The sequence below is a fragment of the Pseudomonas sp. BF-RE-21 genome (assembly GCF_019947305.1).
GTDB lineage: Bacteria > Pseudomonadota > Gammaproteobacteria > Pseudomonadales > Pseudomonadaceae > Aquipseudomonas > Aquipseudomonas migulae.
On record NZ_JAGYGF010000058.1, the window covers coordinates 1 to 19,822 of the forward strand.

Annotated in this window: 23 protein-coding genes, 1 pseudogene and 1 riboswitch; of the genes and pseudogenes, 13 read left to right on the top strand and 11 right to left on the bottom strand. The window is 60.4% G+C overall.

What is annotated here, in order from left to right; translation table 11 throughout:
- The coding region (locus tag KGB25_RS25710; RefSeq protein ID WP_223437250.1) for a DUF1731 domain-containing protein at positions 1–354 on the top strand (354 nt) is incomplete at its 5' end.
- Between the two features lie 13 nt (positions 355–367).
- Complete coding sequence (gene hemH, locus KGB25_RS25715) at positions 368–1,390, top strand: ferrochelatase (protein WP_223437252.1); 1,023 nt, start codon at positions 368–370, stop codon at positions 1,388–1,390.
- A gap of 88 nt (positions 1,391–1,478) precedes the next feature.
- On the opposite strand, the gene KGB25_RS25720 is transcribed toward hemH, so the two are convergent.
- Positions 1,479–2,753: a uracil-xanthine permease family protein gene (locus tag KGB25_RS25720; RefSeq protein WP_008025891.1), complete on the bottom strand. Its 1,275-nt coding sequence runs from the start codon at positions 2,751–2,753 to the stop codon at positions 1,479–1,481.
- Between the two features lie 2 nt (positions 2,754–2,755).
- A complete protein-coding gene (gene upp, locus KGB25_RS25725; RefSeq protein WP_008025893.1) occupies positions 2,756–3,394 on the bottom strand; it encodes a uracil phosphoribosyltransferase in 639 nt (212 codons plus the stop codon).
- 163 nt (positions 3,395–3,557) lie between these two features.
- Between upp and KGB25_RS25730 the strand changes: the two genes are divergently transcribed.
- The 4 genes from KGB25_RS25730 to KGB25_RS25745 all read left to right on the top strand — a co-directional run bounded on the left by KGB25_RS25730 (position 3,558) and on the right by KGB25_RS25745 (position 5,604).
- Positions 3,558–4,115: a hypoxanthine-guanine phosphoribosyltransferase gene (locus KGB25_RS25730; protein ID WP_008025895.1), complete on the top strand. Its 558-nt coding sequence runs from the start codon at positions 3,558–3,560 to the stop codon at positions 4,113–4,115.
- 4 nt (positions 4,116–4,119) lie between these two features.
- Positions 4,120–4,593, top strand: a complete 474-nt coding sequence (locus tag KGB25_RS25735) for a WbuC family cupin fold metalloprotein (RefSeq protein ID WP_008037236.1) — start codon at positions 4,120–4,122, stop codon at positions 4,591–4,593.
- Between the two features lie 174 nt (positions 4,594–4,767).
- Complete coding sequence (locus KGB25_RS25740; RefSeq protein ID WP_008025899.1) at positions 4,768–5,253, top strand: hypothetical protein; 486 nt, start codon at positions 4,768–4,770, stop codon at positions 5,251–5,253.
- Between the two features lie 63 nt (positions 5,254–5,316).
- A complete protein-coding gene (locus KGB25_RS25745) occupies positions 5,317–5,604 on the top strand; it encodes a PA4642 family protein (protein ID WP_008037237.1) in 288 nt (95 codons plus the stop codon).
- Positions 5,605–5,757: 153 nt separating this feature from the next.
- Here KGB25_RS25745 and mqo read toward each other — a convergent pair whose 3' ends face one another.
- Together mqo and KGB25_RS25755 are read right to left on the bottom strand one after the other, a co-directional pair.
- Positions 5,758–7,266, bottom strand: coding sequence for a malate dehydrogenase (quinone) (gene mqo, locus KGB25_RS25750; protein WP_008025902.1), 1,509 nt, complete (start codon positions 7,264–7,266; stop codon positions 5,758–5,760).
- Positions 7,267–8,003: 737 nt separating this feature from the next.
- Positions 8,004–8,237: a hypothetical protein gene (locus KGB25_RS25755; protein WP_008025904.1), complete on the bottom strand. Its 234-nt coding sequence runs from the start codon at positions 8,235–8,237 to the stop codon at positions 8,004–8,006.
- A 202-nt stretch (positions 8,238–8,439) separates the two neighbouring features.
- On the opposite strand from KGB25_RS25755, the gene KGB25_RS25760 reads away from it, so the two are divergent.
- The gene (locus KGB25_RS25760) at positions 8,440–9,024 is read left to right on the top strand and encodes a YajG family lipoprotein (protein ID WP_192228955.1); all 585 of its coding nucleotides are present in this window, start codon (positions 8,440–8,442) and stop codon (positions 9,022–9,024) included.
- A gap of 179 nt (positions 9,025–9,203) precedes the next feature.
- Here KGB25_RS25760 and KGB25_RS25765 read toward each other — a convergent pair whose 3' ends face one another.
- On the bottom strand, positions 9,204–9,410 hold the full coding sequence (locus KGB25_RS25765; protein ID WP_008025908.1) for a hypothetical protein: 207 nt from the start codon (positions 9,408–9,410) through the stop codon (positions 9,204–9,206).
- Between the two features lie 195 nt (positions 9,411–9,605).
- Between KGB25_RS25765 and KGB25_RS25770 the strand changes: the two genes are divergently transcribed.
- Positions 9,606–9,890 carry a hypothetical protein gene (locus KGB25_RS25770; protein ID WP_223437254.1) on the top strand — a complete coding sequence of 95 codons (285 nt, stop codon included), beginning with the start codon at positions 9,606–9,608 and terminating at the stop codon, positions 9,888–9,890.
- 137 nt (positions 9,891–10,027) lie between these two features.
- Here KGB25_RS25770 and KGB25_RS25775 read toward each other — a convergent pair whose 3' ends face one another.
- Positions 10,028–11,194 (bottom strand): 1-acyl-sn-glycerol-3-phosphate acyltransferase, encoded by a 1,167-nt coding sequence (locus tag KGB25_RS25775; protein WP_223437256.1) that lies wholly within the window; start codon positions 11,192–11,194, stop codon positions 10,028–10,030.
- Between the two features lie 139 nt (positions 11,195–11,333).
- Between KGB25_RS25775 and KGB25_RS25780 the strand changes: the two genes are divergently transcribed.
- The 3 genes from KGB25_RS25780 to KGB25_RS25790 are packed head-to-tail and all read left to right on the top strand — an operon-like array spanning position 11,334 to position 12,444.
- Positions 11,334–11,516: a CPXCG motif-containing cysteine-rich protein gene (locus KGB25_RS25780; RefSeq protein WP_008037248.1), complete on the top strand. Its 183-nt coding sequence runs from the start codon at positions 11,334–11,336 to the stop codon at positions 11,514–11,516.
- Between the two features lie 8 nt (positions 11,517–11,524).
- On the top strand, positions 11,525–11,785 hold the full coding sequence (locus KGB25_RS25785) for a putative signal transducing protein (protein ID WP_008025915.1): 261 nt from the start codon (positions 11,525–11,527) through the stop codon (positions 11,783–11,785).
- A gap of 35 nt (positions 11,786–11,820) precedes the next feature.
- The gene (locus KGB25_RS25790; RefSeq protein WP_008037251.1) at positions 11,821–12,444 is read left to right on the top strand and encodes an SOS response-associated peptidase; all 624 of its coding nucleotides are present in this window, start codon (positions 11,821–11,823) and stop codon (positions 12,442–12,444) included.
- Between the two features lie 105 nt (positions 12,445–12,549).
- Here KGB25_RS25790 and KGB25_RS30710 read toward each other — a convergent pair whose 3' ends face one another.
- Both KGB25_RS30710 and KGB25_RS30715 read right to left on the bottom strand, forming a co-directional pair.
- Positions 12,550–13,392: a methyl-accepting chemotaxis protein gene (locus tag KGB25_RS30710; protein ID WP_411736649.1), complete on the bottom strand. Its 843-nt coding sequence runs from the start codon at positions 13,390–13,392 to the stop codon at positions 12,550–12,552.
- A gap of 12 nt (positions 13,393–13,404) precedes the next feature.
- A pseudogene (locus KGB25_RS30715) lies at positions 13,405–14,946 on the bottom strand (HAMP domain-containing protein); the annotation flags it as partial.
- A 19-nt stretch (positions 14,947–14,965) separates the two neighbouring features.
- Here KGB25_RS30715 and KGB25_RS25800 point away from each other — a divergent pair.
- Positions 14,966–15,784: a M48 family metallopeptidase gene (locus KGB25_RS25800; protein WP_192228959.1), complete on the top strand. Its 819-nt coding sequence runs from the start codon at positions 14,966–14,968 to the stop codon at positions 15,782–15,784.
- A gap of 122 nt (positions 15,785–15,906) precedes the next feature.
- Here KGB25_RS25800 and KGB25_RS25805 read toward each other — a convergent pair whose 3' ends face one another.
- The 3 genes from KGB25_RS25805 to KGB25_RS25815 form a co-directional block, all read right to left on the bottom strand.
- Positions 15,907–16,491: a TMEM165/GDT1 family protein gene (locus KGB25_RS25805; protein ID WP_008025922.1), complete on the bottom strand. Its 585-nt coding sequence runs from the start codon at positions 16,489–16,491 to the stop codon at positions 15,907–15,909.
- Between the two features lie 89 nt (positions 16,492–16,580).
- Positions 16,581–16,704: riboswitch (yybP-ykoY riboswitch) on the bottom strand.
- A 40-nt stretch (positions 16,705–16,744) separates the two neighbouring features.
- Positions 16,745–17,743 carry a class I SAM-dependent methyltransferase gene (locus tag KGB25_RS25810; protein WP_008025924.1) on the bottom strand — a complete coding sequence of 333 codons (999 nt, stop codon included), beginning with the start codon at positions 17,741–17,743 and terminating at the stop codon, positions 16,745–16,747.
- Positions 17,744–17,776: 33 nt separating this feature from the next.
- Complete coding sequence (locus tag KGB25_RS25815; RefSeq protein WP_192419212.1) at positions 17,777–18,742, bottom strand: 2-hydroxyacid dehydrogenase; 966 nt, start codon at positions 18,740–18,742, stop codon at positions 17,777–17,779.
- A 246-nt stretch (positions 18,743–18,988) separates the two neighbouring features.
- Here KGB25_RS25815 and KGB25_RS25820 point away from each other — a divergent pair, with 246 nt between their 5' ends.
- The gene (locus tag KGB25_RS25820; RefSeq protein WP_223437258.1) at positions 18,989–19,618 is read left to right on the top strand and encodes a LysE family translocator; all 630 of its coding nucleotides are present in this window, start codon (positions 18,989–18,991) and stop codon (positions 19,616–19,618) included.
- The last annotated feature ends 204 nt before the right edge of the window (positions 19,619–19,822 follow it).

The following is a 19,822-nucleotide window of genomic DNA, read 5'->3' on the forward strand; positions in this document are numbered from 1 at the left end:
GGGCTGGGCGGGCCTTTGGGCACTGGTCGGCAATGGATGCCGTGGATCCATATCAAGGATCAAATTGCCTTGATTGATTTTCTTCTGCATCAGAAAAGCGCCAGCGGTCCTTATAATGCCTGCGCGCCCAAACCGGTGCGCAATCGCGAATTTGCCAAGACGCTGGGCAGCGTGCTGCATCGCCCGGCGTTCATGCCCATGCCGGCCCTGGCCTTGAAGGTGGGCCTGGGCGAGTTGTCATTGCTGTTGCTGGGTGGCCAGAAGGCTGTTCCGGCGCGCTTGCTGGAAGCGGGCTTCACCTTCCAGTTCACTGACCTGCGTGCGGCTCTGGACGACTTGTCCAGCCGCCTCTGAAATAGGACGTTGCATGACCGATCACGCGTTGCTTCTGGTCAACCTGGGTTCACCTGCCTCCACCTCGGTGGCGGATGTGCGCAGCTACCTCAATCAATTTCTGATGGACCCATATGTGATCGACCTGCCATGGCCGGTGCGCCGTTTGCTGGTCTCGCTGATTCTGATCAGGCGCCCGGAGCAGTCGGCCCACGCCTACGCCTCGATCTGGTGGGAGGAGGGCTCGCCACTGGTGGTGCTCAGCCGCCGCTTGCAACAGGCCATGAGTGCACAGTGGAGCCACGGGCCGGTGGAGCTGGCGATGCGTTATGGCGAGCCGTCGATTGAGTCGAAACTGCTGCAACTTGCCGCCCAGGGCCACAAGCGAATTACCCTCGCGCCGCTTTATCCGCAGTTTGCCGACAGCACCGTGACCACGGTGATCGAGGAAGCCAAGCGGGTGGTGAGCGAGCACAAACTCAATGTGCAGTTCTCGATACTCGAGCCGTTCTACGATCAGCCGGAATACATCGATGCCCTGGTGGCCAGCGCCAAGCCGCATCTGCAGCAGGATTTCGATCATCTGTTGCTGAGCTTCCATGGCTTGCCGGAGCGGCATCTGAAGAAGCTCAACCCGGGGCACAGTTTCGAAGGTGGCGGCGATTGCTGCGCCGGTGCGCCACCGGAAGTCGTCGCGACCTGTTACCGCGGCCAGTGCCTGCGCACCGCAGCGGAATTCGCCAAGCGCATGGGCCTGCCGGACGGCAAATGGTCGGTGTCGTTTCAGTCGCGGCTGGGTCGGGCGAAATGGATCGAACCCTACACCGAAGCGCGCCTTGATGAGTTGGCGGGAATGGGCGTGAGGAAGGTGCTGGTGATGTGCCCGGCGTTCGTTGCCGATTGCATCGAGACGCTGGAAGAAATCGGTGATCGCGGGAAAGAACAATTCCGCGAAGCGGGGGGGGAGGAGTTGGTGCTGGTGCCGTGCCTCAACGATGATCCGCAGTGGGCGAAGGCGTTGAACGCATTGTGCGAAAGAGCGCCGCTGGCGCTTTAAAAGCATCGCGGGCAAGCCTCGCTCCTACAGGATTTGCGCAAAATCTGTAGGAGCGAGGCTTGCCCGCGAAGGCGATCTAAAGGCTGGTTTACAACAAAGGCTCATCCGCCTTCTTGTGCTTCCAGCTGTCATTCCCCGGCAGCAACAGGTTCAGCGCAATCGCCACCACCGCGCACAGCGCGATGCCTTTGAGGCCGAAGTCGTCCGGGCCGGTGCCGGTGCCGACCAGCACGCCGCCAATCCCGAACACCAGCGTTACCGAAACGATCACCAGGTTGCGCGCCTCGCCCAGGTCGATCTTGTGGCGAATCAGCGTGTTCATCCCCACCGCCGCAATCGAACCGAACAACAGGCACAGAATCCCGCCCATCACCGGCACCGGAATGCTTTGCAGCAACGCGCCGAACTTGCCGATGAACGCCAGGCTGATGGCGAAGATCGCCGCCCAGGTCATGATTTTCGGGTTGTAGTTCTTGGTCAGCATCACCGCGCCGGTCACTTCGGCGTACGTGGTGTTGGGCGGGCCGCCGAACAGGCCGGCTGCGGTGGTTGCTATGCCGTCGCCGAGCAGCGTGCGGTGCAGGCCTGGCTTCTTCAGGTAGTCGCGGCCGGTCACGCTGCCCACGGCGATCACGCCGCCGATATGTTCGATGGCCGGGGCCAATGCCACCGGAACGATGAACAGAATCGCCTGCCAGTTGAATTCCGGCGCAGTGAAGTTCGGGATCGCGAACCACGGTGCAGCGGCAATCTTCGCGGTATCAACCACGCCGAAATAGAACGCCATCGCAAAACCGACCAGCACGCCGGAGATGATCGGTACCAGGCGGAAAATGCCTTTGCCGAACACCGCAACGATCAGCGTGGTCAGCAGCGCCGGCATCGAGATCAGCATGGCTGTCTGGTAATGAATCAGCTCACTACCGTCGCCAGCCTTGCCCATCGCCATGTTGGCGGCGATTGGCGCCATGGCCAGGCCGATGGAAATGATCACCGGACCAATCACCACCGGTGGCAGCAAACGGTCGATGAAACCGGTGCCTTTGATCTTCACGGCGAGGCCGAGGAAGGTGTAGACAAAACCCGCCGCCATCACACCGCCCATGGTCGCCGCGAGGCCGAACTGGCCTTTGGCGAGAATGATCGGGGTGATGAAGGCGAAGCTCGATGCCAGGAACACCGGCACCTGACGCCCGGTGACGATCTGGAACAGAATCGTCCCCAAACCGGCGGTGAACAGCGCCACGTTCGGGTCGAGGCCGGTAATCAGCGGCATCAATACCAGCGCGCCAAAGGCCACGAACAGCATCTGCGCACCCGACAGCACCGTGCGCCAGAGCGGATCGTTGAACTCTTGCTGCATGCTCAAGCGTCCTTCTGCTTGGTGCCGAAGATCTTGTCGCCGGCATCGCCCAGGCCCGGGATGATGTAACCGTGTTCGTTGAGTTTCTCGTCAATGGAAGCGGTGTAGATGGTCACGTCCGGGTGAGCCTTCTCCACAGCGGCGATGCCTTCCGGCGCGGCGACCAGCACCATGGCGCGGATGTCGCGGCAACCGGCTTTTTTCAGCAGGTCGATGGTGGCAACCATGGAACTGCCGGTGGCGAGCATCGGGTCGATGATCATTGCCAGGCGTTCGTTGATTTCCGGAACCAGTTTTTCCAGATACGTGTGGGCTTGCAGCGTTTGTTCGTTGCGGGCCACGCCCACGGCGCTGACTTTGGCGCCCGGGATCAGGCTCAGCACGCCTTCGAGCATGCCGATGCCGGCGCGCAGGATCGGCACCACGGTAATTTTCTTGCCGGCGATTTTCTCGACCGACACGGTGCCGCACCAGCCTTCGATGTCGTAGGATTCCAGCGGCAGGTCTTTGGTGGCTTCATAGGTCAAAAGGGCACCGACTTCCTGAGCGAGCTCGCGGAAATTCTTGGTGCTGATGTCTGCGCGGCGCATCAGGCCGAGTTTGTGACGGATCAGCGGATGGCGGATCTCGAGGATGGGCATGGGAAAGGCTCCGGCGGCGGGCAAAAAAACCGGCCTAGATTAATCTATCCGAGGGTGTTGTCCTATAGACAATAGAGTACGTTAGTCCACAAACGCTTGATCTGGCCGTGCGGGATGCGTACCTTTGCCCGCTTTTCCTGAATGCCACCCCTTGGAGAGCGCCATGTCCGCTGATCTCGAGCATATCCGTCAAATCATGCGAGAGGCTGACTGCCTGTACACCGAAGCTGAAGTCGAGGCGGCCATCGCCCGCGTTGGTGCACATATCAACGAACAAATGGCTGACACTAACCCGGTGGTGTTCTGCGTGATGAACGGCGGCCTGATCTTCGCCGGCAAGCTGCTCACCCATCTGCAATTCCCGCTGGAAGCGTCCTACCTGCACGCCACCCGTTATCGCAACGAAACCAGCGGCGGCGACCTCTTCTGGAAAGCCAAGCCTGAAGTGTCGTTTATCGACCGTGACGTGCTGATCATCGACGACATCCTCGACGAAGGTCACACCCTGGGCGCGATCATCGACTTCTGCAAACACGCCGGCGCGCGCAAAGTGCACACCGCCGTGCTGATCGACAAGGACCACGACCGCAAGGCTCGTCCGGACCTGAAAGCCGATTTCGTCGGTTTGCCGTGCATCGACCGCTACATCTTCGGTTACGGCATGGACTACAAAGGCTACTGGCGTAACGCCAACGGGATTTTTGCCGTTAAAGGGATGTAAACACATGGCAGCGCCGAGCTTTCTTGATCAAACCCTGTTCACTGAGCTGGCCGAGAAAGCAGCGGCCAATCCGCGTGGACGCCAGCACCACAATTTTCATCAGATGGAAGACGCTTGCCATCGCATGGCGGTGGGTTTGCAGCCGGGCACGTACATCCCGCCTCATCGGCATCTGGGGGAGAACAAGGCTGAAACCTTGCTGGTCCTCAAGGGACGGCTTGGCGTGTTGATCTTCGACGAGTCCGGCGCGGTGGTGCGCAAGCAAGTGCTGCAGGCCGCTGGCGACTGCGTCGGCGTGGACCTGCCAACCGGTGTGTTTCATGGCCTGGTGGTGCTGGAAGCCGACAGCCTGATGTTCGAGTGCAAGGCCGGTCCTTATCGTCCTGTGGGCGAAGGTGAGCTGGCTGATTGGGCGCCGCGTGAAGGCGAGCCGGGCGTGGCCGAGTATCAGGCCTGGATGCGCGCACAGTTCGATTGATACGCACCCCCCCACTGTAGGAGCGAGTGGTGCGGCAGTCCGACTTGCCCGCGAAGGCGGTGTGTCAGTCCCTTAGTTATCGACTGACACACCGCCTTCGCGGGCAAGCCACGCTCCTACAGGGACGGTGTATACCCATGCTAAAGTGCCCGGCCCCGCCTTTCGGAGCCCGTCATGAGCCTTTTGATCCGCAGCTGCGCCGCCCTGTTGCTGACCCTCAGCCTGCCGCTGGCCGCCGCGCCGGCGCTGATGCACGGGCAGTTTCTGCCGCCTGACGACCTGACGCTGCGTGATGCCGAACCGGAGCAGCAACAATTGCTGCAGGTCACCGAGTATTCGGTGGTGGTCGGCAGCCAACGGCAGTCCACTCAACAGCCGATCCCGGTAACGTCTCCGCTGCTGATCCGCCTCAAGGGCAAATCCTTGAACAAGGGCGCGACCATCAATCAGGTGCTGGTCAATTTCGATGGCGAAAGCAAAAGCCTGAAAAAGCCGATCTACGACGACAAGAGCAAAACCCTGACGCTGTTTTACCCGATGGCGCAATACCGCGTGGTGATCGACTTGCTGCGCAATGACACGGTGTATTGCCAGTTCCTCAGCTACGCCAACGGTCATGTCTGGGCCGACTTGCACACCGGGGCCGTTCGTCCGCGTTGAGCCCGGCGGCCAGTGAGGGGTAAACTGCCCGCCCCGTGAAATGTCTGCGAGCTGGAGTCGGCAATGCGTAAAGATAAGAAACAAGTGATTGGTGACGAGATCGGCGACGAGCAGATCAAGTTGTTTCTCGATTTCGAACCGGTCGACGCCACTTCGCCGTCCCTGCACAAACTGATCAAGGCCTACCGTGGCCTGCGTATCGACGACTTCGAGCGGTTTCTGACGTTCTTCGTCGAGGCCGGATTTGATCTGGACGGCAAGGACGAGCACGGCAATGACTTCGTTGCCCTGATCAAGGATCAGCGCAACGCCCCGGACTACATCGAGCTGATCGAAAAAGCCCGCGGCTAAACCCGCTTTTGTAGGAGCCGGCTTGCTGGCGATGGCATCCCCTCGGTCTGTCAGATCGACCGAGGTGATGCCATCGCCAGCAAGCCGGCTCCTACAGGGGGGTGAAACCGGCAAAAAAAACGCCCCGACGGGGCGTTTTTTTATGGGGTCGAATCAAGCGAAGCTTGGTGTCTCGCTGCTTTCTTCAACCAGTTCCAGCGCGATGTTGTTCTGCGCGTTGATCTTGCGATACAGCGCAGCATCGGTTTCCAGAACCTTTTCCCGGGCCGGGAAGATTTCCGCCAGTTTGGCTGCCCACTCGCCGGACGCTTGGGCCGGGAAGCATTTTTCGATCAGTTCCAGCATGATCGAAACGGTCACCGACGCGCCTGGCGAAGCACCCAGCAGGGCAGCAAGGGAACCGTCCTTGGCTGCGACCAGTTCGGTACCGAACTGCAGAACGCCGCCCTTTTTCGGGTCTTTCTTGATGATCTGCACCCGTTGGCCGGCCACTTCCAGGCGCCAGTCTTCGGCTTTCGCTTCAGGGTAGAAGCGGCGCAGGGAATCCAGACGCTGCTCCATCGACTGCATCACTTCGCTGACCAGGTACTTGGTCAGGTCCATGTTGTTTTTCGCCACGGCCAGCATCGGGCCGATGTTGCCGGCGCGAACCGACATCGGCAGGTCCATGAAGGAGCCGTGCTTGAGGAACTTGGTGGTGAAACCGGCGTAAGGTCCGAACAGCAGGGACTTCTTGCCATCGACCACGCGAGTGTCCAGGTGCGGCACCGACATCGGTGGCGAACCCACGGCAGCCTGGCTGTACACCTTGGCCTGGTGATGCTTGACCACTTCAGGGTTGTCGCAACGCAGCCACTGGCCGCTGATCGGGAAGCCGCCGAAGCCTTTGCTTTCTTCGATGCCCGAGGCCTGCAACAGCGGCAATGCCGCGCCGCCCGCACCGAGGAACACGAATTTTGCGTCGACTTCGCGGGTGTTACCGCTGTTGACGTCCTTGATGCTGACGGTCCAGCCGCCGTTGTTGCGCTTCAGGCCGGTCACGCGCTTGCAGTACTTGACCTGGGCATCGGGTGCGCTGGTCAGGTGCTTGAGCAACTGGTTGGTCAGCGCGCCGAAGTTGACGTCGGTGCCATTGATCACACGGGTGGCGGCGAGGGTTTCGCCAGCGTCACGCCCCGGCATCATCAATGGCATCCAGTCGGCCATTTTTGCCTTGTCTTCGGTGTATTCCATGTCCGCGAAGGCGTGGTGCTTGCTCAGCACCTTGAAGCGTTCCTTGAGGAAGGACACGCCGCTGTCGCCCTGGACGAAGCTCAGGTGCGGCACCGGGCTGATGAAGGTCTTGCACGAGCCGAAGGTGCCTTTTTTGGTCAGGTAGGACCAGAACTGCTTCGACACTTCAAACTGAGTGTTGATGTGCACGGCTTTCTTGATGTCGACGGTGCCGTCGGCGGCCTGCGGCGTGTAATTGAGCTCACACAGCCCGGCGTGACCGGTACCGGCGTTGTTCCACGGGTTGGAACTCTCCGCGGCACCGGAATCCATCAGCTCGACGACTTCCAGCTTGATCGCGGGGTCGAGCTCTTTGAGCAGTACAGCGAGGGTGGCACTCATGATGCCGGCCCCAACCAGTACTACGTCGACTGCTTCGTTATGCGCCATTTAACGCGTCTCCAAAATCTGCAGCACCAAATTGTCGGCATGGCTGCCAGGCGTTCAGGGCGTGTCAGTGATGCCCCAGGTACCCATGGCAGTGTCGCCATGTCCGAATCTTCGCAATTTATCGCAACTTCGACGGACGCTACCGGCCGGGTTTATGAGGTCAATGAACTCATTTCAACGCGCGACTGGCAATTCGACTTATGGTCGAGACATCCGTTTGTGCAACCAAATCCGTAGCGGACAGGCTTCAGGCTCCGGTGTTCGAGGAATACTCGGTCCTGTGTCGTTGGGCTGTTTCAGACGCTAATGGTGCATGTTCAGACGCAAAACTATTCATTTGCTCGCCACACTCTTGTGAAGTTGTGAAAACCCGTTTTTTTCACGCTCTTTTGAAGACGTGAACCTCAAAAAAGGGCTGTCCCAGCCTGGCACCGTGCCCGGATGGATCGCCGCCATGGAATACATGACAGGCAAAACGGGCAAACAGCTCAGTGACCGAGCGTAATGACAGCTCTGCAGATTCGCGAAAAGTGGGGTTTTTGCTCAAGGAACAGCAAGCGCGCCAGCTTCACTCGATCTGTGTGGGCGGCTCTCTGTGGGCGGTGCGGGGTGCCAATACCGAAGCATTGACGATTGCTGCGAGGCCCGATCAGGAGACGTCCTTATAATCGGGGGGAGATTGTATCTAAGAAACGCGGGGAAATGGACGTGTTTAATGACTTTTATTAGGCGTCTGGTCAGGTCGCCAGCAGTTGTTGAGCGCGAGCGCGGGGTTGGCGCTGGTTGACACGGGCGCTGGCGGGCAGGGGATGGTGCAGCCAGTTGAGGCGGATTTCTTCGATTTCGACCCAGCCATCGCCCATCGGCTGGAGGCTGCACTGCTTGAAAGCCTGGCAATGGCCGTTGCGGTCGAGCAGGGCGAAGCAGCGATGCAACGGGCGCGGTGTGAACAGGGAGACGAGAAGGCGCATGGGAAATACCTCGTGGGATTTACCGCATACGTTGTCAGCAAGTCGTGACGTGCCGGTGAAAGGAGGGTGAACGATGTGTGACAGGAACCGCGGTCCACGGGGTTTGTCTGAGATTCTGGTATTCGTTGCATGACGCTAGTTACCCGCAGTGGCGCACCGCTATACTGCCGGCCTGTTTGTGCCTGATTCTGGAGAGAAGAGCATGTTGCAACGCCTGTTGTTCGGTTTGATCACTGTGACCAGTTTGACCCTGGTTGGCTGCGCCCACAGCCCGCAACAACTGAGTCCGGAGCCGAAGCTGACCACTCAGCTGGCACCGGTCGGCCATGGCCAGCCAGTCGTGGTGCGTGTGGTGGACGGTCGTCCGTCGCCAACCCTGGGCACCCGTGGCGGTCTGTATCCGGAGACCAGCGCGATCACGGTGCAGGGCGCGCAGATTCTGCCGAAGCTGCAGGCCCAGGCCGAAGCGGCCGTGCGCTTGCTCGGCTTTACCCCGACTAACAATGCGCCGAATGCCCCGCAACTGACCGTGACCCTGGCCGAGCTGAAGTATCAGTCGCCTAAAGAAGGCATGTATGTGACCGAGGCGACCATCGGCGCGACCTTCCGCTCTGACGTGCAGAACGCCAACCGCCGCTACAGCGGTCGTTACGGTGCATCCCTGGACCAGCGTTTCGGCATGGCGCCGAACCAGGAAACCAACACCAAGCTGGTCAGCGATGTGTTGAGCGATGCGTTGACGCGCCTGTTCAAGGACCCGACCGTGGGTCAGATTCTCGGCGAATAAGTTTTCGCTGAAATCAAAAAGCCCGGCGCCAGTGATGGCCCCGGGCTTTTTTGTGCCTGCACCGCCGATCCCGTGTAGGAGCGAGGCTTGCCCGCGAAGACGGTGTGTCAGGCGACATCAATGTTGAATGAGAGGCCGCCTTCGCGGGCAAGCCTCGCTCCTACAAGGGGGCTGCGGTGTCAGGCGGCTTGTGAGTAAAACTCCAGCACACTCACGCCCGTCAGCAAATCCGCCTCCGGCAGATCCGCATGTTGATGCCCGCCCAGCGCGCAATACACCAGCCAATGACGATCCTGAACGTTGAAGGCAAGGCTGCCGACCAAAGTTTGTTGTTCGTCGCTTTGAGCAATGAGATAGAGGCGATCCTGGTTTTCAGCGTGCAGCATGACGGTATCCATGTCGGTTTTGGTGGGGCGAGAGATTGGCGCATTCAGATGACGAAGCCGTGACGCAGGGCAGGAATCTGCCAAATGGTGAGTTATTTATCGTATAGCGGCGGGCAGGAGGGACGGCTTTCGGTAGAATCCGCGCCGCGGTCGTCGATCTGGCTTCCGCCACACCTGTTTTGTCCGAGGTTCGTGATGTCGCTGCATTTGATGACGCTGTTTACCGCCCATCCCGCCAAATTGATCAACCTGCTCGCCTTGCTGCTGGCCTTTCCGGGCAGCTGGCTGTTGCACGCCACGCGTCGTCGTGAACAACGCGCGATGGCCAACCTCGAAGCGCAGAGCCAGGGCCGTCGCATCGATGAGCCAATGTTGATGCTGGATGGTGCGACCTTGCGCATGAACCGGTTTTTCTACCGCTTCGGTTTCGCCTGCCTGGGGTTGGCGCTGCTGGTGTCTTGGATCAGCACGCGGGTCTGAATGCACAGTAACCCCCTGTAGGAGTGAGCCTGCTCGCGATGGACGTCAACGATAACGCGTGCAGTCTGAATAAACGCGGTGTCTGAACGTTTTTCGCGAGCAGGCTCGCTCCTACAGAGTGCGTGCCCAGGCCACTGCTAGAGCGGCAACCCGGCCTTCACACGGTACTGATTACGCACCGGCGTGGCGTATTGCAGCACCAGGAACGGACGATGTTCTTCCGGGCAAGCGTCCAGGCGCTGTTGCCATTCTTCCTGGGCTTTCGCCAGTTCGTCGGCAGCAAACACATCAGACGCTTTCGGCACCTGCAACTGCGGGTCGGCATCCTTCCACTGCGCGTAAGCCAGGTAGTGCACCGGGAACAAGCGGTAGCCGCCGAGAATCTGCTTGTCCATCTCGACCGCCAATTGCTTGGTGTCTTCGAACAGATCGGTGATCGGCGCGGCGAAGTTCACGTGGACTCGCCCCTTGTAGCCGGTAATGCCCTTGGCGATGCTCACATCGTCCTCGCCTGGCGCCTTGGTGTAGGTGCCGGTGGTGGCGCGGATGTAGAGTTCGCGGGCCTTGGCCTGGTCGCACGGGTCGTATTCGTAGCTGATCGACACCGGGGTGACGTTCAGCGAGCGGATGACTTCGCCGAACGGCTCGTCCTTGCGGCTCATGTGGAACATCTTGAGGATCGCCGACTCGGTCCGGTCGTCGCCGTCCTTGGCCCGGCCTTCGGCCTGCGCGATCCAGATGGAGGCGCAATCGTTGCGGATCGAGTGGTTGATGTACGCCGACAACAGCTGATAAGCCGCCATTTTCTCGCGGCGACCGGTGATCGAACGGTGCACGATGAAGCTCTTGTTCAGGCGCATCAGGTCGCTGACAAAGGGCTTTTGCAGCAGGTTGTCGCCAATCGCGATGCGCGGCGTCGGCAGGCCTGCGTGGTACACGGCATAGTTGACGAAGGCCGGGTCCATCACGATGTCGCGGTGGTTGGCGATGAACAGGTAGGCGCTGCCGGACTTGAATTGCTCGACGCCGGTGTACGTGACACCGTCCGTGGCGCGCTCGATGGTGTGGTCGACGTAATACTCGACTTTGTCCTGCAGCGTGGCCACCGAATCGATGCCGGCGAACTCACGGCGCAGCCGATGAGCTATAAGAGGTTTGAGCATCCAGCCGAAGGCACCGGCAAAACGCGGGAAGCGGAAGTGGGTGAGGATATCTAGAAACGCCTTGTCGCCGAGCAAGCGTGCCAGCACCGCTGGGACTTCGCTGTCGTCGTAAGGTCGGATGGCATCGAATTCGCCCATCATGCTCTCTTGTTAGAAACGGCTAGGGTAAGTAAAGGTTTTGATCGAAAACCAACGGGGCACGGTCTGAAAAGTTAGCCAGACAAAAATAGCCCTGCAAATAGACCGGCGATTATACGCACAAGTCACTTGGGAGACCGCGATGCTGGAAACTGCAGAGTATGAATGTCCGTATTGTGGTGAAGAGGTCGAGACGACTGTGGATTTGTCGGCGGGTGATCAGACCTATATCGAGGACTGTCAGGTGTGTTGTCGGCCAATTAAGTTTGTGTTGCAGGTTCATGGAGAGGAGTGGCATCTCGAAGTGTTCAGCGAGAACGAGTGAGGGCATCCATGCAGCGAATCTACGAACCGGAAAACCTGATGGAAGGCGAGTTGCTGCAAAGCATGTTGGCCAGCGAGGGCGTCGAGGCGCATCTGGTCGGCCGCGATTTGCTTGGCGGCACCGGCGAATTGCCGATCTTCGGCCTGCTGGGCTTGTCGGTGGATAACGACCAGGCCGAATACGCCCGGGAGTTGATCACCGCGTACAATGCCGCGCTGCCAATGCCCGGCGATGAACCGGAAAGCTTTCCCGGCACGCTGGTCTGTTAGGCTGACGTTCGTTTGATCAAGAGTCGTGTTGCCCCATGTGTGGACGTTATGCCCTGTTTCGCTGGAATCCCGCCTTCGCGGCCCTGCCTGGCTTCCCCGCCGATCAGCAGGCCCAGTGGAATATTTCCCCCAATGATTCGGTGTTGATGCTGCGTGCCGGCGCCGACGGCGAGCGTGAATTGGCCCGTGCCCGCTGGGGTTTGACACCGCCGTGGCTCACCGATCTGTCCCGCACGCCGGCCCATGCCCGCGCCGAAACCGTGGCCGAGCAACCGATGTTTCGCCAGGCCCTGCGCGAGCGCCGCTGCCTGTTGCCGGCCAACGGTTTTTACGAATGGCGCGGCACGACGCGCAAGCGCCCGTATTGGCTGACGCCGGGGGAGGGCTCGACGCTGTTTTTCGCGGCGATCTGGGAGGCGTATCCGGTACAGGAACAGGTGTGGCTGAGCACGGCCGTGATCACGCAACCGGCGGCGAGTCAGCGCCGGCCGTTGATCCTGGATGCGGCGGGGCAGGAGGCGTGGCTCGATCCCGAGACGCCGTTGCATGTGTTGCAGGGATTACTGGCCAGTGAACCCGCGGCGTTGCGCGAGCGGGTGTTGGCGAATCTGGTGAATGATCCGAAGTTGAATGGGCCGGAGTGTTTGACTCCCGGCTGATGGGTTGTCTGGGCTGACGCCATCGCTGGCAAGCCAGCTCCCACAGGGGTTTGTGGCGTTCACAAAACCTGTGGGAGCTGGCTTGCCAGCGATGGGGCCTTTGGATCAAACCTTGAACTGATTGATCAACCGCCGCTGCTGCTCAGCCAGCTTGGTCAACCCCGCACTCGCCGCGCTTGATTCATCCGCACCGCCCGCCACTTCATTGGCCACTTGCCCAATGTTGATCACGTTCCGGTTGATGTCATCCGCCACCGCACTCTGTTCCTCGGCTGCGCTGGCAATCTGGGTGTTCATGTCGTTGATCACCGACACCGCCTGAGTGATCGCATCCAGCGCTTCAGCCGCTTTCGCCGCATGCTGCACGCTTTCGTCGGTGCGGTTCTGGCTGTCTTCCATCACCCGCACCACATCGCGCGTGCCTTGTTGCAGCTGCTGGATCATGGTCTGGATTTCTTCGGTGGCCTTCTGGGTTTTCTGCGCGAGGTTGCGCACCTCATCGGCCACCACCGCAAAGCCACGGCCCTGCTCGCCGGCGCGTGCCGCTTCAATGGCGGCGTTCAAGGCCAGCAGGTTGGTCTGCTCGGCGATGCCACGAATGGCGGTGAGGATCGCGTTGATGTTCTCGCTGTCCTTGGCCAGGTTTTGCACCACACCGACAGCCTTGCCGATTTCCACGGCCAGCACACCGATCGAGTTCGACGTATCCCGCACGATCTGTTTGCCCTGAGAGGCCGCCTGATCCGCATGGCTGGCCGCTTGCGCCGCCTGGGTCGCGTTGCGCGCCACGTCCTGGGCGGTGGCGGTCATTTCATGCACCGCCGTGGCGACCTGATCGATTTCGACCATTTGTTTCTGTACGCCAATGTTGGTGCGGATGGCGATGTCAGCGGTGTGTTCCGACGAATCGCTGACGCTCTGCACCGACGTCACCACTTGGGTGATCATCGCCTGCAACTTGGCGAGGAAAGTGTTGAAGCCTTTGGCGATCGAGCCCAGTTCGTCGGCGCGATCACTGGTCAGGCGGCGCGTCAGGTCGCCTTCACCTTTGGCAATGTCATCGAGCATGGCCACCATTTGTTTCAGTGGGCGAGCAATGCCGTGGCCCACCAGCCAGATCACCAGCAAACCGACGCCGGCGATCAGCAGACCGACCATAGCCATGCCGAAGGTGTCGGATTTGCGCTGGGTGTTCAGGTCGGCCTGGAGTTTTTGCAGGTCGGCCATCACCGCGTTCAGCGGCAGTTGCAGCATCAGCGTCCAGCGGGCGTCGGTCTGGCCGATGCCGAACGGCAGGTACAACTCGATCCGGCCCTGGGCCTTGTCGACGGTGTAGGTGACTTCGCCGCGCTTCAGATTGGCCATGTTGGCGATCTGCTGGCTGTCGAGGATGTCACTGACCTTCTCGCCGAATTTGCTCGGGTCCTTGGTGTAGGCAACGATCCGGCCATTACCGCCGATCAGCGCCATGACGCCCGAGCCGTTGTACAACTTCTGGTTCGCGCCCAGGAGCATTTCCTGGATGAAGTTCACCGAGAGGTCGGCGCCGACGATGCCCTGGAACGCACCGTTGAGCATGATCGGTTCAATAAAGGACGCGAGCATGACGATTTTGTCGCCGACCTTGTAGGGCGCCGGATCAATCACGCAGGATTTTTTGGTTTCTTTCGAGCACAGGTAGTACTCGCTGGCGCGCACGCCGGTAGACAGGGTTTTCTGGTCGTCGACGTCCACCAGTTTGTCCAGGCCCAGGCTGCCGTCTTCGTTGCGGAACCACCACGGCAGGAAGCGCCCGTTGCTGGCGTCGATGCCGACGACCTTGGTGTCGACGTAGGCTGCGTCGTTGTGGTCGAGGGCGTTTTTTTCCCAACCGATGTAGGTGCCGAGAATCTTCGGGTTTTTGGCGACGTTTTCCTTGATCAGGCTGATCAATTGCTCGCGGCTCAGGTTCAGTTGCGGCTGGCCATCGGCGCCTGGCGTGCCGATCAGGGCGTTGACCCGCACCAGTCCGCCGGCAATCAGCAGCGGCGCTTCGAGTTCACGCTGGATCTGGCTGACCTGGGTTTGCGCCAGGGACGTCAGGCGCTGCTCGATGACTTGCTCGAATTGCGCCTGGGTCCGATCCTGAACCATGTCTTGCGTCCGTGCGCCGGAAAACAGCGCGTACAGCACCAGGGCTGCCACGACACTTAATACGATGGCGCCAGCGAGGGCCGCCACGGAAAACTGGATGGACTTGAATTTCATGGGTGCTCCGCACGCAAGAGGACTTCTGCGGTGCTGTATCGGCAGGGGGCTCGAGGGCCATGAGTGAGGTGTGACGAAATGGCTGTTTTGGAGCCGTCGATGTCGCAATTGAATCATTGCCGGCCGTGACTGGCCGTGGCGGGTGGCGGTATGTGAATTTTTTCCTACTGTTGATGAGAGCTTTGTCCGAAATCCACGTCTGTATGTCTGTTGTATCTGGCGCCGATACAAATCGACGCCTAGGATACGCGGCATGTTTCGAGGGAGTTTTGTGATGAACAAGCGATTGGTTTTGTGTGCTCTGAGCGCGGGTCTGCTGCTCGCGGGTTGTCAGTCGGTCAACACCACCAGCGGCGGAGCCGTGGGCGTGGAGCGCAAGCAGTACATGTTCAGCATGTTGTCCTCGGACGAGGTCAACCAGATGTACGCCCAGTCTTATCAAAAGACCGTTGGCGAGGCGACCAACAAAGGTGTGCTGGACAAGACCAGCAACGATGCCAAGCGCATCCAGGTGATCGCTGATCGGCTGATCGCCCAGGCGCCGATTTTCCGTCCGGATTCGGCCCAGTGGAAATGGGAAGTCAACCTGATCAAGAGTGATGAGCTCAACGCCAACTGCGGGCCTGGCGGCAAGATCATTTTCTACACCGGGCTGATCGACAGCCTGCAACTGACCGACGATGAAATCGCCGCGATCATGGGCCATGAAATCGCCCACGCCCTGCGTGAGCACGGTCGTGAAGCGATGTCCAAGGCGTACGGCATCGAAATGGCCAAGCAGGGCGCGGGTGCCTTGCTCGGTCTGGGCCAGGACAGCCTGGCCCTGGCGGACACCGTGGCCAACTACGGCATGACGCTGCCCAACAGTCGCGCCAACGAAAACGAAGCGGACCTGATCGGCCTGGAACTGGCGGCCCGCGCCGGTTACAACCCGAACGCCGCGATCACCCTGTGGAACAAGATGAGCAAGGCTTCGGAAGGTTCGCCACCGGAGTTCATGAGCACTCACCCGGCGTCGTCCAGTCGGATTGCGTCGTTGCAGGCGGCGATTCCGAAGGTGATGCCGTTGTACGAGAACGCGCGGAAGTCCTGATAGTTATGTTTTGAAGCCTCGGGCCTCATCGCGAGCAGGCTCGCTCCCACAGGTGATTGCATTCCAATGTGGGAGCGAGCCTGCTCGCGATGAACGATAACGCGGTCTAACGACCTAACGCGTCAAACCCACCCACTGCTCTGCATCGCCTTGTACACCGCGACAATCGCCAGGACGAAGAACGCCGACGCCGCCAGTCGACGAATCAGGGTCAATGGCAATTTGTCCGCCGCAAAGTTACCCGCCAAAACCACCGGCACGTTGGCAATCAACATGCCCAGGGTGGTGCCGATAATCACCAGCCACAGTTCCGGGTATTGCGCGGCCAGCATCACGGTCGCGATCTGGGTCTTGTCACCGATTTCCGCGAGGAAGAACGCGATCAATGTCGTCAGGAACGGCCCGAATTTGCGGGCGGTGCTGGCTTCATCGTCATCCATCTTGTCCGGCACCAGGGTCCACAATGCCGTCGCAGCGAAGCTTGCGGCGAGGATCCAGTGCAACACCGCATCCGAGAAGAAACTGCCGACCCAGGCACCTACCGCACCGGCTGCCGCGTGGTTGGCCAGGGTGGCGGCGACGATGCCGGCGATGATTGGCCACGGTTTGCGAAAGCGGGCAGCAAGGATGAGCGCGAGCAGTTGCGTCTTGTCGCCGATTTCGGCCAAGGCAACGATTGCGGTGGGAACGAGAAGTGAATCCAGCATCAGGGTTTTCCTAAGGGGCGGGTCGACACGGCTATGACACGTACAGCCTTCCCGCCCCGGGTAAGGTGTTCGTGTCATAGGTCTTGTCAAACCCTGGCGATCCGTCTGATGCGGACGCTTGGGTCGCATACGCCATGGTCTGAGGACCAAGTATGTTGACGTATGCCGGACGAGCATGGCGCTCGTGGGAGACTACTCCCCTAGGACGGAGCGGATTCTGCCTAGGCTAATCCGATAGGGCAAGTACAAATTGCTAACCGCGTTTGGCCCGGTAGATTCGGAAACCCTGACCTTCGGCCTTGATCGCACACACGCCGAGGTGCTCTTCGATCAGCGGTTGGTACTTCAGGAAGCTGTTCGCGACCAGCCGCAGTTCGCCACCGTTTTTCAGATGTTTGGCGGCTTTTCGCAGCAAGTTCTCGGTGGCGAAGTAATCGGTGTGCACGCCGACATGGAACGGCGGGTTGCTCAGAATGGCACTCAAACCCATCGGCGCGGCATCGATTCCGTCACCGGTAATGACGTCCGCTTCCAGACCATTGGCAGCCAGGGTCAAGCGACTGCTGGCGGCGGCAAACGCATCCACGTCGAGCAGCGTGACCTGATTGTGCGGATAACGACGTTTGACCGCCGCGCCCAAAACACCGGCGCCGCAACCGAAGTCCAGCAAATGGCCGCTTGGCAATTTGTCCAGGTGCTCCAGCAACAACGCGCTGCCGCGATCCAGTCGACCGTGGCTGAACACGCCCGGCAGGCTGATGACTTTCAGTGGACCTTCGGCCAGCGGCAATTCGTAGGTCTGGGCCAGACTTTCCAGGGATTTGGCTTGCGGCGCATCGGCCACGGTGACCAGCCACAGCTGGCAATGACGCGCACTGTCGAGCTTGCGCGGTTTGCCAAACGGGTTCAGTTGTTTGGCCGCGCCTTCGATGCCGCTGCGTTTTTCACCCACCAGGTACAACTCGCGTCCGGCCAGGCGCGAGGCGAGGGCGTTGAGGATGTAATCGGTGAGGTCCTTGGATTTGGGCAGAAACACCACGGCGGTGTCGAATTCGCGCTCGGGCGCAGTCACGCCAAAATGGCTGCGCTCGGTGAAGCGGGCATCCAGCGCGGCCTGATCGCCGGCGTGCCAGCACCAGCCGTGGGCGTCGGGCAGGCGCCCGAGCAAATCATCGGCGGGCAAACCGGCCAGCAGCACCGAACCCTGGAATAACTCGGCCTGACGAAGCAGTACTTCACTGCGCGGATCCATACTCTGCTCCTTGAAAAAAAGTGCCGCAGTTTATCAACTGACGACCCGCAGCGCCTTACCGCTGAAGTATCCCTGCGCGTTTTCGGTCAATTGGCCAACGATCCGCTGCCGCGCCTCGCGACTGCCCCAGGCGTTGTGCGGCGTAACGATCAGGCGTGGAATGTCGGCGGCGAGCAACGGGTTGCCGGCGCTCGGCGGTTCGACGCTCAACACGTCGGTGGCCGCACCGCCGAGGTGGCCGTTACGCAAGGCATCGGCCAGCGCCTGTTCATCAATCAGGCCGCCACGGGCGGTGTTCACCACAAAAGCGCCGGGTTTCATCGAGGCGAGTTCGCGGGCACCGATGAAGTGGCGAGTGTGTTCGTTGAGCGGGCAGTGCAGCGTCAGCGCGTCGATTTGCGGCAACAGTTCATCCAGCGGCAAACGGTCCGGTCGGGCGGGGCGCCCCGGAATCTGCCCAAGCAGCACGCGCATGCCGAAGGCTTCGGCCAGTCGTGCGACCGCGCCGCCCAGTTCGCCATGACCGAGCAAACCGAGGGTTTTGCCTTCCAGTTCGACGATCGGGTAGTCCAGCAGGCAGAACTGTTTTGCCTGTTGCCAGCGACCTTCACCGACGGCTTTCTGATAATCGGCGAGGCGCGTCGCCAGGTTCAGCAGCAGCATGATCGTGTGCTGCGCCACCGATGGCGTGCCGTAACCCTGGCAGTTGCAGACGGTCACGCCATGGGCGCGGGCGGCGGCGAGGTCGACGTTATTGGTGCCGGTGGCGGTGATCAGGATCAGCTTCAGTTCGGGGCTGGCGGCGATGGCGGCTGCGTCGATCAGGATTTTGTTGCTGATGGCGACGGTGGCGCCCTTGAGGCGTTCGATCACTTGATCCTGTGTGGTCTGCGCAAACAGTTGCAAATCATCGAAGCAGGCGCGCAATGGACTGAGGTCGAGATCGCCGAGGTCCAGCGAGGGGTGGTCGAGGAAAACGGCGCGGCGAGAGTTCGTCATCAACTGTACCTTTTGTGCATTGAACTGAAGGCGTAATCTGCCGAGCCTACCAGATGAAACAAATCGTTACGCATCATCGGATAGCACGCTGACCCCTGTGGGAGCGAGACCGGCTTGCCGGCGAAAATGGTGTGTCAGACAAGAGTTTTGCGACTGACACTCCCTCATCGCGAGCAGGGCTCGCTCCCACAGGGATTGCGGACACCTTGAGCGTACTTTTATCGATCTGCCTTTTGAGGAGCCCGCATGTATTGGACAGAGTTCTTGACCGTTGCCCTGATTCACCTGCTGGCCGTCGCCAGCCCCGGCCCGGATTTCGCCGTGGTGGTGCGTGAGAGCGTGACCCACGGTCGTCGCGCCGGCACCTGGACGGCGATGGGGGTCGGTACGGCGATTTTCCTGCACGTTGGCTATTCGCTGCTCGGTATCGGCCTGATCGTGTCCCAGTCGATCGTGCTGTTCAACGCCTTGAAATGGGCGGCGGCCGCGTATCTGCTGTACATCGGTTTCAAGGCCCTGCGCGCGCAACCGGCCAAGCCGGTGACTGACGACCTGCACAAGGAAGCGGGTGATCGCACCGCTCGCGGCGCCTTCACCTCGGGTTTCGTGACCAACGGTCTGAACCCGAAAGCCACGCTGTTCTTCCTGTCGTTGTTCACCGTGGTGATCAATCCGCATACGCCATTGGCGGTGCAGGCCGGTTACGGGGTTTACCTGGCGGCGGCGACGGCTTTCTGGTTCTGCCTGGTGGCGATGCTGTTCAGCCAGCAGCGTGTACGCGCGGGTTTCGCCCGCATGGGCCACTGGTTCGACCGGACCATGGGCGCCGTGCTGATCGCCATCGGCGTGAAACTCGCGTTTACCGAAATGCACTGATCGACGAACACCACCCTTTGTAGGAGCCAGCTTGCTGGCGATGGTCTTTAACGATGACGCATCTATTCTGGAAAGGATGCGGCGCCTGCAAGACCATCGCCAGCAAGCCGGCTCCTACAGGTCTGGATAGCTGTTAAATGCTGGCGCAACGCTAGCATTTGCTGAATGTTGCAAATCATTCCTTCGGCTGATTTGGTTGTCATG

Excerpts from the sequence above, each read along its gene's own strand:
- KGB25_RS25770 (WP_223437254.1), top strand. The coding sequence starts at position 9,606 with ATGTCGCTGCATTTGATGACGCTGTTTACCGCCCATCCCGCCAAATTG.
- KGB25_RS25805 (WP_008025922.1), bottom strand. The coding sequence starts at position 16,491 with ATGCTGGATTCACTTCTCGTTCCCACCGCAATCGTTGCCTTGGCCGAA.
- KGB25_RS25810 (WP_008025924.1), bottom strand. The coding sequence starts at position 17,743 with ATGGATCCGCGCAGTGAAGTACTGCTTCGTCAGGCCGAGTTATTCCAG.
- KGB25_RS25785 (WP_008025915.1), top strand. The coding sequence starts at position 11,525 with ATGCAGCGAATCTACGAACCGGAAAACCTGATGGAAGGCGAGTTGCTG.
- hemH (WP_223437252.1), top strand. The coding sequence starts at position 368 with ATGACCGATCACGCGTTGCTTCTGGTCAACCTGGGTTCACCTGCCTCC.
- KGB25_RS30710 (WP_411736649.1), bottom strand. The coding sequence starts at position 13,392 with ATGATCACCCAAGTGGTGACGTCGGTGCAGAGCGTCAGCGATTCGTCG.
- KGB25_RS25775 (WP_223437256.1), bottom strand. The coding sequence starts at position 11,194 with ATGATGGGCGAATTCGATGCCATCCGACCTTACGACGACAGCGAAGTC.
- KGB25_RS25745 (WP_008037237.1), top strand. The coding sequence starts at position 5,317 with ATGCGTAAAGATAAGAAACAAGTGATTGGTGACGAGATCGGCGACGAG.
- KGB25_RS25730 (WP_008025895.1), top strand. The coding sequence starts at position 3,558 with ATGTCCGCTGATCTCGAGCATATCCGTCAAATCATGCGAGAGGCTGAC.
- KGB25_RS25735 (WP_008037236.1), top strand. The coding sequence starts at position 4,120 with ATGGCAGCGCCGAGCTTTCTTGATCAAACCCTGTTCACTGAGCTGGCC.
- KGB25_RS25760 (WP_192228955.1), top strand. The coding sequence starts at position 8,440 with ATGTTGCAACGCCTGTTGTTCGGTTTGATCACTGTGACCAGTTTGACC.
- KGB25_RS25820 (WP_223437258.1), top strand. The coding sequence starts at position 18,989 with ATGTATTGGACAGAGTTCTTGACCGTTGCCCTGATTCACCTGCTGGCC.
- KGB25_RS25755 (WP_008025904.1), bottom strand. The coding sequence starts at position 8,237 with ATGCGCCTTCTCGTCTCCCTGTTCACACCGCGCCCGTTGCATCGCTGC.
- KGB25_RS25740 (WP_008025899.1), top strand. The coding sequence starts at position 4,768 with ATGAGCCTTTTGATCCGCAGCTGCGCCGCCCTGTTGCTGACCCTCAGC.
- KGB25_RS25790 (WP_008037251.1), top strand. The coding sequence starts at position 11,821 with ATGTGTGGACGTTATGCCCTGTTTCGCTGGAATCCCGCCTTCGCGGCC.
- KGB25_RS25780 (WP_008037248.1), top strand. The coding sequence starts at position 11,334 with ATGCTGGAAACTGCAGAGTATGAATGTCCGTATTGTGGTGAAGAGGTC.
- upp (WP_008025893.1), bottom strand. The coding sequence starts at position 3,394 with ATGCCCATCCTCGAGATCCGCCATCCGCTGATCCGTCACAAACTCGGC.
- mqo (WP_008025902.1), bottom strand. The coding sequence starts at position 7,266 with ATGGCGCATAACGAAGCAGTCGACGTAGTACTGGTTGGGGCCGGCATC.
- KGB25_RS25800 (WP_192228959.1), top strand. The coding sequence starts at position 14,966 with ATGAACAAGCGATTGGTTTTGTGTGCTCTGAGCGCGGGTCTGCTGCTC.
- KGB25_RS25765 (WP_008025908.1), bottom strand. The coding sequence starts at position 9,410 with ATGCTGCACGCTGAAAACCAGGATCGCCTCTATCTCATTGCTCAAAGC.
- KGB25_RS25815 (WP_192419212.1), bottom strand. The coding sequence starts at position 18,742 with ATGACGAACTCTCGCCGCGCCGTTTTCCTCGACCACCCCTCGCTGGAC.
- KGB25_RS25720 (WP_008025891.1), bottom strand. The coding sequence starts at position 2,753 with ATGCAGCAAGAGTTCAACGATCCGCTCTGGCGCACGGTGCTGTCGGGT.